The 12,476-nt window shown below is 67.8% G+C and carries 15 protein-coding genes; 11 read left to right on the forward strand and 4 right to left on the reverse strand.

What is annotated here, in order from left to right; genetic code table 11:
• Positions 1 to 249: hypothetical protein (locus AC1DFU_RS22555; RefSeq protein ID WP_477159879.1), on the forward strand; the 249-nt coding region annotated here is incomplete at its 5' end.
• Positions 250 to 326: 77 nt separating this feature from the next.
• On the opposite strand, the gene AC1DFU_RS22560 is transcribed toward AC1DFU_RS22555, so the two are convergent.
• A complete protein-coding gene (locus AC1DFU_RS22560) occupies positions 327 to 1,103 on the reverse strand; it encodes an enoyl-CoA hydratase (RefSeq protein WP_441593343.1) in 777 nt (258 codons plus the stop codon).
• Positions 1,104 to 1,355: 252 nt separating this feature from the next.
• On the opposite strand from AC1DFU_RS22560, the gene AC1DFU_RS22565 reads away from it, so the two are divergent.
• The 4 genes from AC1DFU_RS22565 to AC1DFU_RS22580 are packed head-to-tail and all read left to right on the forward strand — an operon-like array spanning position 1,356 to position 5,544.
• Entirely contained in the window at positions 1,356 to 1,916 is a 561-nt protein-coding gene (locus AC1DFU_RS22565; RefSeq protein WP_092299003.1) for a lipid-binding SYLF domain-containing protein, read from the forward strand.
• A gap of 22 nt (positions 1,917 to 1,938) precedes the next feature.
• Positions 1,939 to 3,243: an LssY C-terminal domain-containing protein gene (locus tag AC1DFU_RS22570; protein ID WP_177219984.1), complete on the forward strand. Its 1,305-nt coding sequence runs from the start codon at positions 1,939 to 1,941 to the stop codon at positions 3,241 to 3,243.
• A complete protein-coding gene (locus tag AC1DFU_RS22575; protein ID WP_441593345.1) occupies positions 3,240 to 4,466 on the forward strand; it encodes an LssY C-terminal domain-containing protein in 1,227 nt (408 codons plus the stop codon). Before AC1DFU_RS22570 ends, AC1DFU_RS22575 begins: the two co-directional genes overlap by 4 nt.
• Complete coding sequence (locus AC1DFU_RS22580; RefSeq protein WP_441593347.1) at positions 4,453 to 5,544, forward strand: lipase family protein; 1,092 nt, start codon at positions 4,453 to 4,455, stop codon at positions 5,542 to 5,544. The genes AC1DFU_RS22575 and AC1DFU_RS22580 overlap by 14 nt, the downstream gene beginning before the upstream one ends.
• A 17-nt stretch (positions 5,545 to 5,561) precedes the next feature.
• On the opposite strand, the gene AC1DFU_RS22585 is transcribed toward AC1DFU_RS22580, so the two are convergent.
• Positions 5,562 to 5,786, reverse strand: a complete 225-nt coding sequence (locus tag AC1DFU_RS22585) for a hypothetical protein (protein WP_255370941.1) — start codon at positions 5,784 to 5,786, stop codon at positions 5,562 to 5,564.
• A gap of 307 nt (positions 5,787 to 6,093) precedes the next feature.
• On the opposite strand from AC1DFU_RS22585, the gene paaG reads away from it, so the two are divergent.
• The 3 genes from paaG to paaK are packed head-to-tail and all read left to right on the forward strand — an operon-like array spanning position 6,094 to position 8,706.
• Positions 6,094 to 6,918 (forward strand): 2-(1,2-epoxy-1,2-dihydrophenyl)acetyl-CoA isomerase PaaG, encoded by an 825-nt coding sequence (gene paaG, locus AC1DFU_RS22590; RefSeq protein ID WP_441593349.1) that lies wholly within the window; start codon positions 6,094 to 6,096, stop codon positions 6,916 to 6,918.
• A gap of 52 nt (positions 6,919 to 6,970) precedes the next feature.
• Complete coding sequence (gene paaI / locus AC1DFU_RS22595; RefSeq protein WP_441593351.1) at positions 6,971 to 7,405, forward strand: hydroxyphenylacetyl-CoA thioesterase PaaI; 435 nt, start codon at positions 6,971 to 6,973, stop codon at positions 7,403 to 7,405.
• Entirely contained in the window at positions 7,402 to 8,706 is a 1,305-nt protein-coding gene (paaK, locus tag AC1DFU_RS22600; RefSeq protein ID WP_441593353.1) for a phenylacetate--CoA ligase PaaK, read from the forward strand. The genes paaI and paaK overlap by 4 nt, the downstream gene beginning before the upstream one ends.
• A 21-nt stretch (positions 8,707 to 8,727) precedes the next feature.
• On the opposite strand, the gene mltA is transcribed toward paaK, so the two are convergent.
• Positions 8,728 to 9,822, reverse strand: coding sequence for a murein transglycosylase A (gene mltA / locus AC1DFU_RS22605; RefSeq protein WP_255370934.1), 1,095 nt, complete (start codon positions 9,820 to 9,822; stop codon positions 8,728 to 8,730).
• Between the two features lie 179 nt (positions 9,823 to 10,001).
• On the opposite strand from mltA, the gene AC1DFU_RS22610 reads away from it, so the two are divergent.
• Positions 10,002 to 10,199: a hypothetical protein gene (locus AC1DFU_RS22610; RefSeq protein WP_092299023.1), complete on the forward strand. Its 198-nt coding sequence runs from the start codon at positions 10,002 to 10,004 to the stop codon at positions 10,197 to 10,199.
• Positions 10,200 to 10,212: 13 nt separating this feature from the next.
• Here the strand turns inward: AC1DFU_RS22610 and apaG are convergent, their stop codons facing one another.
• A complete protein-coding gene (gene apaG, locus AC1DFU_RS22615) occupies positions 10,213 to 10,587 on the reverse strand; it encodes a Co2+/Mg2+ efflux protein ApaG (protein ID WP_092299026.1) in 375 nt (124 codons plus the stop codon).
• A gap of 260 nt (positions 10,588 to 10,847) precedes the next feature.
• Here apaG and rpe point away from each other — a divergent pair, with 260 nt between their 5' ends.
• Positions 10,848 to 11,549 (forward strand): ribulose-phosphate 3-epimerase, encoded by a 702-nt coding sequence (gene rpe / locus AC1DFU_RS22620; RefSeq protein WP_092299461.1) that lies wholly within the window; start codon positions 10,848 to 10,850, stop codon positions 11,547 to 11,549.
• Positions 11,550 to 11,566: 17 nt separating this feature from the next.
• The gene (gene gph, locus AC1DFU_RS22625; RefSeq protein WP_092299029.1) at positions 11,567 to 12,313 is read left to right on the forward strand and encodes a phosphoglycolate phosphatase; all 747 of its coding nucleotides are present in this window, start codon (positions 11,567 to 11,569) and stop codon (positions 12,311 to 12,313) included.
• Positions 12,314 to 12,476 lie beyond the last annotated feature (163 nt).

Below are 12,476 nucleotides of genomic sequence, written 5' to 3' on the forward strand. Positions count from 1 at the left end.
ATTAATTATGAAGAACAACCTGCGTTTCGTCAACAGGTCAGCGAAGTTTTTTTCGCTGCGGTCAGCGCTGGAAAACTCCTCAGCCCGACCACCCCATCAACCCCGCAACCCTTGTCGCTGCTGCGTTTGCAGCGCGGTTTGTGTTGCGAGGGGACGAATAGTAGGCCCGTTTCCAAGGCTTTGCAACACGCTTGTCATGCCACCGTGCGTGACAAGCGCGCATTATCCAGACAAACCCTTGATCGATAAGGAAATTCCACTCCGCAGAATATTTTTGCCGCGGGATAATACCCCTCAACTGGCCTCGGGTATTCCCTAGTCAGTACTCAACGATGCTTGAAATCAGGTGCGCGTTTCTCCACAAACGCGGCCATGCCTTCCTTCTGGTCTGCCGTGGCGAAGGTGGCATGGAACAGCCGGCGCTCGAAGTGGACGCCTTCATTCAGTGTCGTCTCATAGGCGGCGTTCACGGATTCCTTGATCATCATGACCACGGGCAGCGAATAGCTCGCGATGGCGTCCGCCGCGGCGAAGGCTTCCTCGAGCAACTTGTCGGCGGGCACCACGCGCGATACCAGCCCGGCACGTTCCGCCTCCGCCGCGTCCATCATGCGGGCCGTCAGGCACAAATCCATCGCCTTGGCCTTGGAGACCGCGCGCGGCAGGCGCTGGGTGCCGCCGGCGCCGGGCATGGTGCCGAGCTTGACCTCGGGCTGGCCGAACTTCGCGCTATCCGCCGCGAGGATGATGTCGCACATCATCGCCAGCTCGCAGCCGCCACCCAGCGCGTAACCGGCCACCGCGGCAATCACGGGCTTGCGGATGCGCCGGATGGTTTCCCAATTCCGGGTGATGTAATCGCCCTTGTAGACGTCGATAAACGAATACTTCGCCATCATCCCGATATCGGCACCCGCCGCGAAGGCGCGCTCGCTGCCAGTAATGACGATGCAGCCGATCGCCTCGTCCTGGTCGAATGCGGTCAGCGCGGCACCGAGTTCGTCCATCAGCGCGTCGTTCAGCGCATTCAACGCCTTGGGGCGGTTCAGCGTCACCAGGCCAACGCGCCCGCGCGTATCCACCAGGATGTTCTCGTACGACATGTCTGCTCCTCTCTCTCTATCAATGGGATTAGGTCTGCTGCCAGCCCACGATACTGGCGCGCGGGCGGCGTGGCGGTCAAGCGGGAAGACCGGCGCGACGCTTGCGCGGCGCCATACCGTCGCCTAATCTGAACCCACGATTTTGCGGTAACACTTACAAAAAGCGCCGCACCTCCTATTGCGCCGAGCGGCATCCCAGATGCTTTGCCAGCATCCGCATTCGACCCCGTCGATGCGGAGAAGGGAGCCATCATGAATCGTCGCACGGCCACATTCTCCTTAATCCCCCTGATCGCCTTCCCCGGCCTCGCCTTTGGCGCGAGCAAGGCGGAAGAGCAGGCTGAAGTACGCAAGGCTGCGCAAAATGCCCTGAATGCGCTTTACAAGGCGCAGCCGGCGGCGCGCAAGCAGGTCGAGTCCGCCGCCGGCTACGCCGCGTTCAGTAACTTCGGCATGAAGATCCTGCTGGCGGGGAGCGGCAAGGGGGAAGGCATCGCCGTCAACAACAAGACCAAGTCCATGGTCTATATGAAGATGGTCGAGTTGCAGGCCGGGTTGGGCATCGGCGTGAAGAAATTCCAGATGGTCTGGGTGTTCGAGAACGACAAGGCGCTGAACGAATTCATCAACTCTGGCTGGACGATTGGGGGGCAAGCGACCGCCGCCGCGAAAACCGGTGACAGCGGCAGCGCCTTCCAGGGCGCGGTGGCCGTCGCGCCGGGGATCTGGGTCTACCAGATCACGGACAGCGGGCTGGCCGTCGAACTGACGGCCAAGGGCACCAAGTATTACAAGGATGAAGACCTGAACTGAGTCGCCCTGCGCGTGCGCCGCCATGTCGCCCGGGCATTCGCGGGCCGGACTGGCCGCCTGGGTGGCGGCGACCATCGGCATGGCCGTGCTCGTGACCGGTTGCGCCGGCCCGGCGCCCGAGTCCGGCGCCGGCTACCGGGACCGCATGCGGTCACGTTCGGATGGCGGCGTCAACGTGTCCGTCTCGGTCCTGTCCGCGACGGAGAGCGAAGCGCTCTACGGGGTGCCGCTGGCGAAGCGGGGCATGCAGCCGGTCTGGGTCGAGATCGACAATGAGACAGATCGCCCGATCTGGCTCATGTACGTAGGACTGGACCCCAGCTTCTTCCCCAGCTCCGAAGCCGCCGATATCTTTGCCGCCGATGCCTCCCGCGAAGCGCGGCGCGAGGCCGCCGAGCGATTTGGCCGCCTCGCCTTCCGCAACCCGGTACTCCCCGGCCAAACCCGTTCGGGCATGGTCCTGACCCACCTCGAGGAAGGCGTCAAGCTGATCCAGCTCGACCTCGTCGCCAAGGACCACGCCCACGCCTTCTCGATCTTCACCGTCGTGCCGGGCTTTCGCGGCGATTACCAGACCAGCGCCGTCTTCCGCCGCGAGGTCTATCCGCCCGACCAGATTCGGGACTACGACGATGACGACGCCTTCCGCGCGGCGCTCGAGGCCCTGCCCTGCTGTGCCACCAACGAGGGCGGCAGCAAGCCCGCCGATCCGCTCAACCTGGTGATCGTTGGCGGGCTGGACGATGCCTTCCCGGCCCTCGTGCGCCGCGGCTGGCGGCCGACGGAGACCAAATGGTCGGGCGCCATCATGCGAGTTGTCTCATCGGCACTCTCAGGCGAGCGCTACCTCAACGCGCCCGTCAGCGATCTCTACCTGTTCGGCCGCCCGCAGGACCTCGCGCTGCAGAAGGCGCGCGACACCATCCACCAGCGCAACCACCTGCGGCTCTGGCTCAGCCCCCTGCGCTATCGCGGCAAGCCGGTCTGGGTCGGCCAGATCAGCCGCGACATCGGCAGCCGCCTGACCATCCACTCGCCCACGCTGACCACGCACAAGATCGACCCGGATGTCGATGAAGCCCGCACCGCGCTGGCCGAGGACATGGCGTATTCGCAAAGCCTGGTGATGATCGGTTACGCCTCGGGCGTCGGCGCCGCCCCGCCCGAGCAGCCGCGCCAGAACCTGACCACGGACCCGTACTACACCGATGGGGACCGCCTGGTGATGGTGTTCGACCGCCGGCCCGTGTCGCTGGACAGCATCCAGTTCTTCCGCTGGCAGGACCACGACGCCCAGCGCCGGGCCACCCCGGGGATCGGCCGATGACCCTGCGGCGATTCTCCCTGCGCTGGCTGCCCGCGCTCTTCCCGATGACGTTCCTCGCCTGGCTGCTGGCCGGCTGCTCCACCTGGCAGCCGCCAACCACAGACGCGGTGACCGCGCTGCGCGCCCGCGCGGAGACCACGTCCAAGCAGGGCATCACGCTCCGCGCCGCCGTGCTGAGCCAGGCCGACACCGACCGGATGTTCGGCATCGACATCCGGGGCACGGGGGTCCAGCCGGTATGGATCGAGGTGGAGAACGCCTCCGAGCGGTCGATGATCCTGCTCCGCACCGGCACCGATCCGGACTACTTCTCGCCGCTCGAAGTGGCGTGGTCCGTGCATAGCTGGTTCGACCGCAAGTCCAACGCGCGGCTGGACGAGTGGTTCAACCGGCAGGGCTTCCGCAATCCGATCCCGGCCGGCGCCACCCGCTCCGGCGTGGTGTTCACCAATCCGTCGCGCGGCACCAAGCTGCTGAATGTCGACCTGCTCGGCGATCAAACCCTGATCGCCTTCACGCTGTTCCTGAGCGTGCCGGACGATGCCAGCCACCCGGACTTCTCGCGCAAGCTGTTCGCCTATCCGCCCGCCGCCGTGACGGACTATCCCGACCTCGGCAGCCTGCGCGCCGCGCTGGAGCGCCTGCCCTGCTGTGCGACGGACGCCGCCGGGCAGGGCGTGGGCGAGCCGCTGAACGGCATCGTCGTCGGCGCCGTGGCGGATTTCAGCGCGGCCATGATCCGCCGCAACTATCGGCGCAACCAGCAGGACTTCGACAACGCCCAGCGCGTGTTCGGCCGGATTCCGGACGCGGTGCTGCGCAAGCAGGCGCAGGCGGGGGCGCCGGCCACGTGGATCCGCGTCTGGCTGGCGCCCATCAGCTATCAGGGGCGGCCGGTGTACCTGCTGCAGGTTGGCCGCCCGGTGGGGGGGCGCTTCGCGGCGGCCGATGTCGCGCAGCTGATGCATGGGGATGTCGATGAGGCGCGCAACCTGATGGTCCAGGACTGCATGTATTCGGAGGGCCTGGAGAAGCTGGCCTTCGTCCGGGGCCCCACGCCGGTGCCGCTGGCGCAGGAGCGGGCCACCTTCAGCGGCGCCCACTACCACACCGACGGGCGGCGGGCGGTGATGTTCTTCGTGCTCCGCCCGCTGAGCCTGTCGGACATCGACATCCTGGACTGGGAGCCGATCGTCGAAGGGGAGTCCCATGCGAGCGAGTAGCCTGGCGTTGGTACTGGCGTTGGTACTGGCGTTGGCGTTGGCCCTGGCGGGCTGCGCCTCGAAGCCGCTGGTGCCCTACTCCACCGAGACCCCGCCGCTGGTCCTGCTGCCCGCCGCCGCCGCCGGCGTGGGCGATGGGCGGGCGCGCTTCCGCGAGATCTTCTGCGCGATCCTGCAGACCCGCCAGCAGACCGTGCCCGACTATCGCCCCTGCGAGGAAGCCCTGACGCGCGTCGGCACGGAGCCGTCCGGCACCGGCAAGCCGGCCGACCTCGGCCCTGCGCGCCGGCCACTGGTGGCGATGGTCGTGCCCGGCATCGGCTTCAATTGCTTCGCGCCGTGGCTGAATCCGCCCGATGCCGTGGGCAAGCACCTGCGCGAGTTCGGCTATGACGGGGCGATGCTGTCGGTCGATGCGCTGTCCAGTTCGGCCTACAACGCGCGCCAGATCCGCGACGCGGTCATGGCCACGCCGCTCGACCCCGCTGGGCCGCGACTCGTACTGATCGGCTATTCGAAGGGCGCGCCGGACATCCTCGAGGCCCTGGTCAACTACCCGGAGATCCTCGGCCGCGTGGCGGCGGTGGTCAGCGCGGCGGGCGCGGTGGGCGGCTCGCCGCTCGCCAACGATGCCGAGCAATATCAGGCGGACCTGCTCCAGCACTTCCCCGGCTCCACCTGCCAGCCCGGCGATGGCGGCGGCGTGATGAGCCTGCGGCCGGCCGTCCGCAAGGCCTGGCTGGCGGCACATCCGTTGCCGGCGGGGCCGCGCTACTACTCACTGGTGACGTTTCCCCAGCCGGGGCGTATTTCGTCGATCCTGACGTCGAGCCATGAGAAGCTGGCGCAGATCGATCCCCGCAATGACAGCCAGATGCTGTTCTACGATCAGGTGATTCCGGGCAGCACGCTGCTGGCCTACGTCAATGCGGACCATTGGGCACTCGCCGTGCCAATCGCCCGCACGCGCACCACCGTCGCCGCGCTGTTCGTCACGCAGAACGCCTACCCGCGCGAGGCGCTGTCAGAGGCGCTGCTGCGCTATATCGACGAGGAACTGGCGAAACCGGCGCGCTAGATCCAGAGATCCGCCTATTAATACTTGATGTCGCGCGCGGTCTCCCGGCCTTGCTGCTTGGTCTGGCGCTTGTCCTGCCGGCACTGCGGATTGCTCTTCTGGTCGTTGGCGCGGCAATCCTGCTTCGTCTCCCGCGATCCCTGACGGGTGTCCTGGCGCACGTCGCGCCCTTCGCGGCGTTGCTGGGCCTGCTCGGTGGCCGAGGCCGTGGCGGGCACCACGGGTAATACCAGCGCCGCCATCAGGACGGCCAGCCATGGATTCCATTTGCGCATACGGGCCTCGCAGAGGTGATGAAAGCGCTAGCTCACGCGCTAACCGTAGTCGAAGGGCAAGAATTGTCAAATCTGCGAGGGGATGGCAGTCGGCCTGATCGAGGCGGCTGCGCGTAACCCCATCTTGCGCCCAATCCGCAGGCCTACTATTATTTGCCGACCGACTGGTCGGTTTATTTAATTGCGCGCGATGGCTGTCTACAATGGCCGGGCGCGCATCGTGGCGTCAGATCCACTCACCGACCCGGAGAACAATATGGCGCAGGAGACAACCATGCCCCCATCCTCATCGTCGGCCACGGCCCGGGCGACGCTCGACGCCGGCCCGATCCTGCTGCGCTGGCAGGGCGACGTGGCCGTGGTCACGCTGAACCGCCCCGACAAGCTCAACAGCTTCACGCACCAGATGCACGAGGCGCTGGTCGCCGCGCTCGACCACGTGGAAGCCGGCGGCGCCCGCGCCCTGCTGCTGACCGGTGCCGGACGCGGTTTCTGCGCCGGCCAGGATCTTGCCGATCTCGATTTCACGCCCGGCCACAGCACCGACCTCGGCGAACTGATCGACACCTGGTTCAACCCGCTCATCCGCCGCCTCCAGGCGCTCCCGCTGCCCGTGGTGGCGGCCGTCAATGGCACGGCAGCCGGCGCTGGCGCCAACCTCGCGCTGGCCTGCGACATGGTGCTGGCGGCCCGCTCGGCCTGCTTCATCCAGGCCTTCGTGAAGATCGGCCTGGTGCCGGACTCCGGGGGCACCTGGCTGCTGCCCAAGCGGCTCGGCATGGGCCGCGCGATGGGGCTGGCGATGACCGGCGACCGACTCAGCGCCGAAGAGGCCGAGAAATGGGGCCTGGTCTGGGAAGTCATGGACGACCCCCTGCTGGCCGAACAGGCGATGGCGCTGTCCACCCACCTCGCCGCCCAGCCCACCCGCGCGCTGGCGGCGATCAAGCGGGCGATGTACGCCAGCGCCACGAACACGCTCGACACCCAGCTCGACCTCGAACGCGACCTCCAGCGCGACCTCGGCCAGTCGCACGACTACACGGAAGGCGTGAACGCCTTCCTGGCGAAACGCGCCCCGCACTTCACCGGCCGATAGCCCGCTGCCCAACATCGCCCCCTATATATATAGACAGCCCGAGGAGACCCGCTTGCCCCAAGACCCCCAGGCCCTCGCCGAAGCGGCCGCCGCCGCCATGTATGAGGCCGATGCGTGCAGCCGCTGGCTCGGCATCGTCGTGGAAGCCGTGCGCCCCGGGTACGCCCGGCTCTCGATGCCGGTGCGGCCCGAATTTCTCAACGGCCACGGCATCTGCCATGGCGGGCTGATGTTCACGCTCGCCGATTCCAGCTTCGCGTTCGCCTGCAACAGCCACAACATCAACACCGTGGCCGCCGGCTGTTCGATCGAGTTCCTGCGCCCGGTGCACGGCGGCGACGTGCTGACGGCCGAGGCCCAGGAGCAGGTGCTGTCCGGCCGCCACGGCGTCTACGACATCCGCGTGTCCAACCAGGCCGGCGAGCCGGTGGCGATGTTCCGGGGCAAGTCCGCCCAGATCAAGGGCCACGTGGTGGAGCCGACATGAGCGCGCGCCTCACCGACCTGCCGCTGGAGCCCATCGAGACCGCCAGCCGGCAAGACCTCCAGGCCCTGCAGCTCGATCGCCTGAAATGGTCCGTGCGCCATGCCTACGACCATTCGCCGGTCTATCGGCGCAAGTTCGACGCCGCCGGGGTCCATCCGGACCAGATCCAGTCGCTGGCGGACCTGGCGCGCTTTCCGTTCACCACCAAGCAGGACCTGCGCGACCACTACCCGTTCGGCATGTTCGCCGTGCCGCAGGACCAGATCGCGCGCATCCACGCGTCCTCCGGCACTACGGGCAAGCCCACGGTGGTCGGCTACACACTGCGCGATATCGATACCTGGGCCACGGTCATGGCGCGCTCGATCCGCGCCTCGGGCGCGCGGCGCGGCGACAAGGTCCACGTCAGCTACGGCTACGGCCTGTTCACGGGCGGGCTGGGCGCGCACTACGGGGTGGAAAAGGCCGGACTGACGGCAATCCCGTTCGGCGGCGGCCAGACCGAGCGCCAGGTGCAACTGATCCAGGACTTCAAGCCCGAAATCATCATGGTCACGCCCAGCTACATGCTGGCGATTGCCGATGAATTCGAGCGGCAGGGCATCGACCCGGCCAGCACCTCGCTGCGCATCGGCATCTTCGGCGCCGAGCCGTGGACGCCCGAGATGCGCCTGGCCATCGAGCGCCGCATGGGCATCTCGGCGGTCGATATCTACGGATTGTCCGAGGTGATGGGCCCCGGCGTGGCCAACGAATGCGCCGAGACCAAGGACGGCCCGACGATCTGGGAGGACCACTTCTACCCCGAGATCATCGACCCGGACACCGGCGAAGTGCTACCCGATGGCGAGTTCGGCGAACTGGTCTTCACCTCGCTGACCAAGGAGGCGATGCCGGTGGTCCGCTACCGCACGCGCGACCTCACGCGGCTGCTGCCGGGCACGGCGCGCGCCGCGTTCCGCCGGATGGAGAAGATCACCGGCCGCACCGACGACATGATGATCGTGCGTGGCGTGAACGTGTTCCCGTCGCAGATCGAGGAATTGATCCTGAAGCACGCCGAACTGGCGCCGCACTACCAGTGCGTGCTGGGCAAGGAAGGGTCGATGGATACGCTGACGGTGCGCGTGGAATGCGCCCACGGCGCCGAGCCCGAGGGGGCGCAGCACGCCCGGTCGGGGCTGGTCCACGATATCAAGGCGTATATCGGCGTCACCGCCGCCATCGAGATCCTGCCCGAAGGCGGCGTGGAGCGGTCGGTGGGCAAGGCGCGGCGCATCGTGGATCAACGGCCGCGCTAGCCCGAAGTGGAAGGCTGCCGCTTAGCTGCGCGGCATCAGCACCCACATCCGGCCGCCCTGCTTCATGCGGCCGGCCGTCTCGCCGGCGGCGTCGCCGGCACCCCAGAAGAAGTCGGCCCGCACGCCGCCCTTGATGGCCGAGCCGGTGTCCTGCGCGAACATCAGGCGCTGGATCGGTTCGGTCGAGAGCGGCCGGGTGGTCGAGAGGAACACCGGCACGCCCAGCGGAATCGTGGCCGGATCGACGGCAATCGACCGCTCGGCCGTCAGCGGCACGCCCAGCGCGCCGACCGGACCGTCGTTGTTCGCGGGGAGTTCGCGGAAGAAGACGTAGCGCGGATTCACGTTGAGCATCTCCTCCACGCGGGCCGGATTGGCGCGCGCCCACGCCTTGATGCCCTGCATCGTGGCCTGCGCGGACGTGATCTCGCCCCGGTCGAGCAGCCATTTGCCGAAGGACCGGAACGGCTGGTCGTTGGTGCCACCGAAGCCGACGCGCATCACCGAGCCATCGGGCAGCCGGATACGGCCCGAACCCTGAATCTGGAGGAAGGCGGCTTCCACGGCGTCGTCCACCCACACCACCTCGTTGCCGCGCAGCGCCGGGTTGCGCAGCAGTTCGGCCCGGGCCGGCAGCGCGCCCTTGCCCAGTTGCGGCGGACGGCGGTACAGCGGAATCTGGAAGGTGCCCTGGCGCGTGCGCGATCCGTGCAGGATCGGCTCGTAATAGCCGGTGATCAGGCCGCTATCGGTGCCGTCGCCATTGATCACGCGGAACGGCTGGAAATGGGTCTCGAAGTACTCGCGCATGGCGGCGAGGTCGCCGGCATCCACCATCAGGCCGACCGCGCAGACGCGGTTCCAGTCAGCGCGCTTCTTCAGGGCCTGGCAGCTGGCCTGCAGCGCGGGCCAGGCGGCGCGCACGTCGTCCTGGCTCCAGCCGCCGATCTCGGCCCAGCTCGCCGGCTGCAGCCGGCCGGCGTTGGCGGAGGGCGGCGGCGTCGGGGTGCCGGGCGTGCCGCCCGGGCCTTCCACGCGCGGCGGCGGGCCGCTCATGCAGCCGGCCAGCAGCACGGCTGCCCCGGCCAGCGCCAGCCACGTGCGCCATCCAGCCATGGATGTCACCGATTTCCCGCCCGTTGCCGGCCGGTTGCACGGAGATACCGCCCCAAAGGATTCCTGATATGCCATCGTCTTCGTTGTTAGCACCGTGCGCGCGCTGCACGGCGGCACGCATGTCCTACAATCTCGTACCTGTCTGACCGATCCACGCCTCGATCCCGATCCTGATCCCGATGAGCCAGTTCTTCGAAGACCATCCCACCCTGCTGCTCGCGGCCGAAGCCGGCGTGGCGCTGTTGCTGCTGATCTTCATCGTGGTCTGGACCATGGGCACGGCGCGCAAGCATCCGCGCCCGAGCCGCGCGCCCAAGGATCATCCATCCCGGACCGCCGAGGCACCGAAGGACGCAGACCCGCCGCCCGCCGCCTGAGTTCCCGCCAGTCTTAGTGGAGCATGCGCGGCAGCACCAGCGCGAACTCGGGAATCGGCACCTCGAAGCGATGGCCATCCTCGGCCACGCAGAAGTACAGGCCCTTCATCGACCCCACCGGGGTGGAAATCGTCGCCCAGCTCGTGTATTCGAAGTGCTCGCCCGGCTTGAGCAGCGGCTGATGGCCCACCACGCCGAGGCCGGCCACTTCCTGCGCGGCGTTGTCGCTGTCCGTGATGGTCCAGTGGCGCGAAATCAGCTGCGCGGCCACTTCGCCGGTGTTGTGGATGGTGATGGTGTACGCGAACGCGAAACGTCCGCGATCGGGGTCCGACTGGTCGGGCAGGTACTGGGTGCGTACCGCCACGGAAAAAGCGTACTCGCTCATTGCTGGCTCATGCGTCGACCGGGATCGACGGATCGGATGGAGGATCGGGGCGGCCTGCGGCGCCAGGCGCCACGGTCGGGTGTCCGCATTGTGCGGCAAGGCCCCGGCAGGGGCAAGCGGGCGGATTTTGGGCGTGGTTGGGCGGGATTCTGGGCGACGCCGGCGCCAGGGGCCCGGTCCGGCGTAAAATACGCGCCATTCCCATGCCGACGATCCGGATGCCGGCCGGGCCACCCGCCCCGCCCGCACCGCCCCACACCATGAGCACGCCCACCTACCGCATCGCCCCGTCCATCCTGTCCGCCGACTTCGCCCGCCTGGGCGAGGAAGTGCGCCGCGTCACCGAAGCCGGCGCCGACTGGATCCATTTCGACGTGATGGACAACCACTACGTGCCGAACCTGACCGTGGGCCCGTTGGTCTGCGAGGCCATCCGCCCGCACGTGACCGCCCCGATCGACGTGCACCTGATGGTGCGCCCGGTAGACCGCATCATCCCGGACTTCGCCAAGGCGGGCGCCAATATCATCACCTTCCACCCGGAGGCGAGCGATCACATCGACCGTTCGCTGGCCCTGATCCGCGACCACGGCTGCCAGGCCGGCCTGGTGTTCAACCCGGCCACGCCGCTGCACCACCTGGACCACGTGATGGACCGCCTGGACGTGATCCTGCTGATGTCCGTCAACCCGGGCTTCGGCGGCCAGTCGTTCATTCCCGAGACGCTGAACAAGCTGCGCGCCGTACGCGCCCGCATCGACGCCTACACGGCCCGCACCGGCCGGCAGATCCTGCTGGAAGTGGACGGCGGCGTGAAGGTGGACAACATCGCCGAGATCGCCGCGGCCGGCGCGGACACCTTCGTGGCCGGCTCCGCCGTGTTCAGCAAGCCGGACGCCGATGGCGGCTACCGCGGCGTCCTCGGCCAGCTGCGCGACGCGCTGGCCACGGCTGGCCGTTGAGCGGGCGGGCCGGACAGATGGGTCTTGAAATCCTGCGCCGCACGGACTGGAGCGGCATCGAGGCGGTGATCGTCGATCTGGACGGCACCATGGTCGATACGGCGGGCGACTTCCACGCCTCCGTCAACGCGATGCTGCTGGCGTTGGCGCACCTGCATCCGCACCTGGGGCCGGTGGCGCCGATGTCCACCCAGGAGATCGTCAGCTTCGTCGGCAAGGGCTCGGAAAACCTGATCCGCCGGGTGCTGGACGCGCGCTTCTCGCCGCTGCACGCCAACGGGCTGTTCGCCGAGGCCTACGCGCTCTATGACCGCGAGTACGTGCGCATCAACGGCCAGTTCTCGGCGCTCTACCCCAATGTGCGCGAGGGGCTGGCGGCGCTGAAGGCGGCCGGGTTGCGGCTGGCCTGCGTGACCAACAAGCCCTGGAATTTCACCGAACCGCTGCTGGCCAAGACCGGCCTGGCGCCGTTTTTCGAACTGGTCTACGGCGGCGACGCCTTCGCGCTGCGCAAGCCCGATCCGTTCCCGCTGCTCAGGGTGGCCGAGGCATTCCGCCTCGATCCGGCCGCCGTGCTGGCCATCGGCGACTCCGAAAACGACGCGCAGGCGGCCCGCGCGGCCGGCATGGGTGTGCTGTTGGTGCCATATGGCTACAACCATGGGAACCCTGTACAAGGCGTTGACGCCGATGGTATAGTCCCCGACATTGCCCGCGCCGCAGCGCTTGTTACCGCACAGCGCGCACAGCGGGTACCACGCTGAAAACTCCATGTTTCTCAACCGCAAACGCATCTTTTCTGGCAGTGATCGGCAGGCCTGGCCCTGGCGTCGCTGGCGCGCCTCTGAACAGGCGTAAAGTGCGTTCGCGAGTCACCTGACGGACTTGCCGGGCCGGACCAAGCTGCTTCACGCGGCCAGCCGCCCC

It is taken from the genome of Cupriavidus sp. 10L45 (assembly GCF_056395225.1).

Excerpts from the sequence above, each read along its gene's own strand:
- AC1DFU_RS22560 (WP_441593343.1), bottom strand. The coding sequence starts at position 1,103 with ATGTCGTACGAGAACATCCTGGTGGATACGCGCGGGCGCGTTGGCCTG.
- AC1DFU_RS22565 (WP_092299003.1), top strand. The coding sequence starts at position 1,356 with ATGAATCGTCGCACGGCCACATTCTCCTTAATCCCCCTGATCGCCTTC.
- AC1DFU_RS22570 (WP_177219984.1), top strand. The coding sequence starts at position 1,939 with ATGTCGCCCGGGCATTCGCGGGCCGGACTGGCCGCCTGGGTGGCGGCG.
- AC1DFU_RS22575 (WP_441593345.1), top strand. The coding sequence starts at position 3,240 with ATGACCCTGCGGCGATTCTCCCTGCGCTGGCTGCCCGCGCTCTTCCCG.
- AC1DFU_RS22580 (WP_441593347.1), top strand. The coding sequence starts at position 4,453 with ATGCGAGCGAGTAGCCTGGCGTTGGTACTGGCGTTGGTACTGGCGTTG.
- AC1DFU_RS22585 (WP_255370941.1), bottom strand. The coding sequence starts at position 5,786 with ATGGCGGCGCTGGTATTACCCGTGGTGCCCGCCACGGCCTCGGCCACC.
- paaG (WP_441593349.1), top strand. The coding sequence starts at position 6,094 with ATGCCCCCATCCTCATCGTCGGCCACGGCCCGGGCGACGCTCGACGCC.
- paaK (WP_441593353.1), top strand. The coding sequence starts at position 7,402 with ATGAGCGCGCGCCTCACCGACCTGCCGCTGGAGCCCATCGAGACCGCC.
- mltA (WP_255370934.1), bottom strand. The coding sequence starts at position 9,822 with ATGGCTGGATGGCGCACGTGGCTGGCGCTGGCCGGGGCAGCCGTGCTG.
- AC1DFU_RS22610 (WP_092299023.1), top strand. The coding sequence starts at position 10,002 with ATGAGCCAGTTCTTCGAAGACCATCCCACCCTGCTGCTCGCGGCCGAA.
- apaG (WP_092299026.1), bottom strand. The coding sequence starts at position 10,587 with ATGAGCGAGTACGCTTTTTCCGTGGCGGTACGCACCCAGTACCTGCCC.
- rpe (WP_092299461.1), top strand. The coding sequence starts at position 10,848 with ATGAGCACGCCCACCTACCGCATCGCCCCGTCCATCCTGTCCGCCGAC.
- gph (WP_092299029.1), top strand. The coding sequence starts at position 11,567 with ATGGGTCTTGAAATCCTGCGCCGCACGGACTGGAGCGGCATCGAGGCG.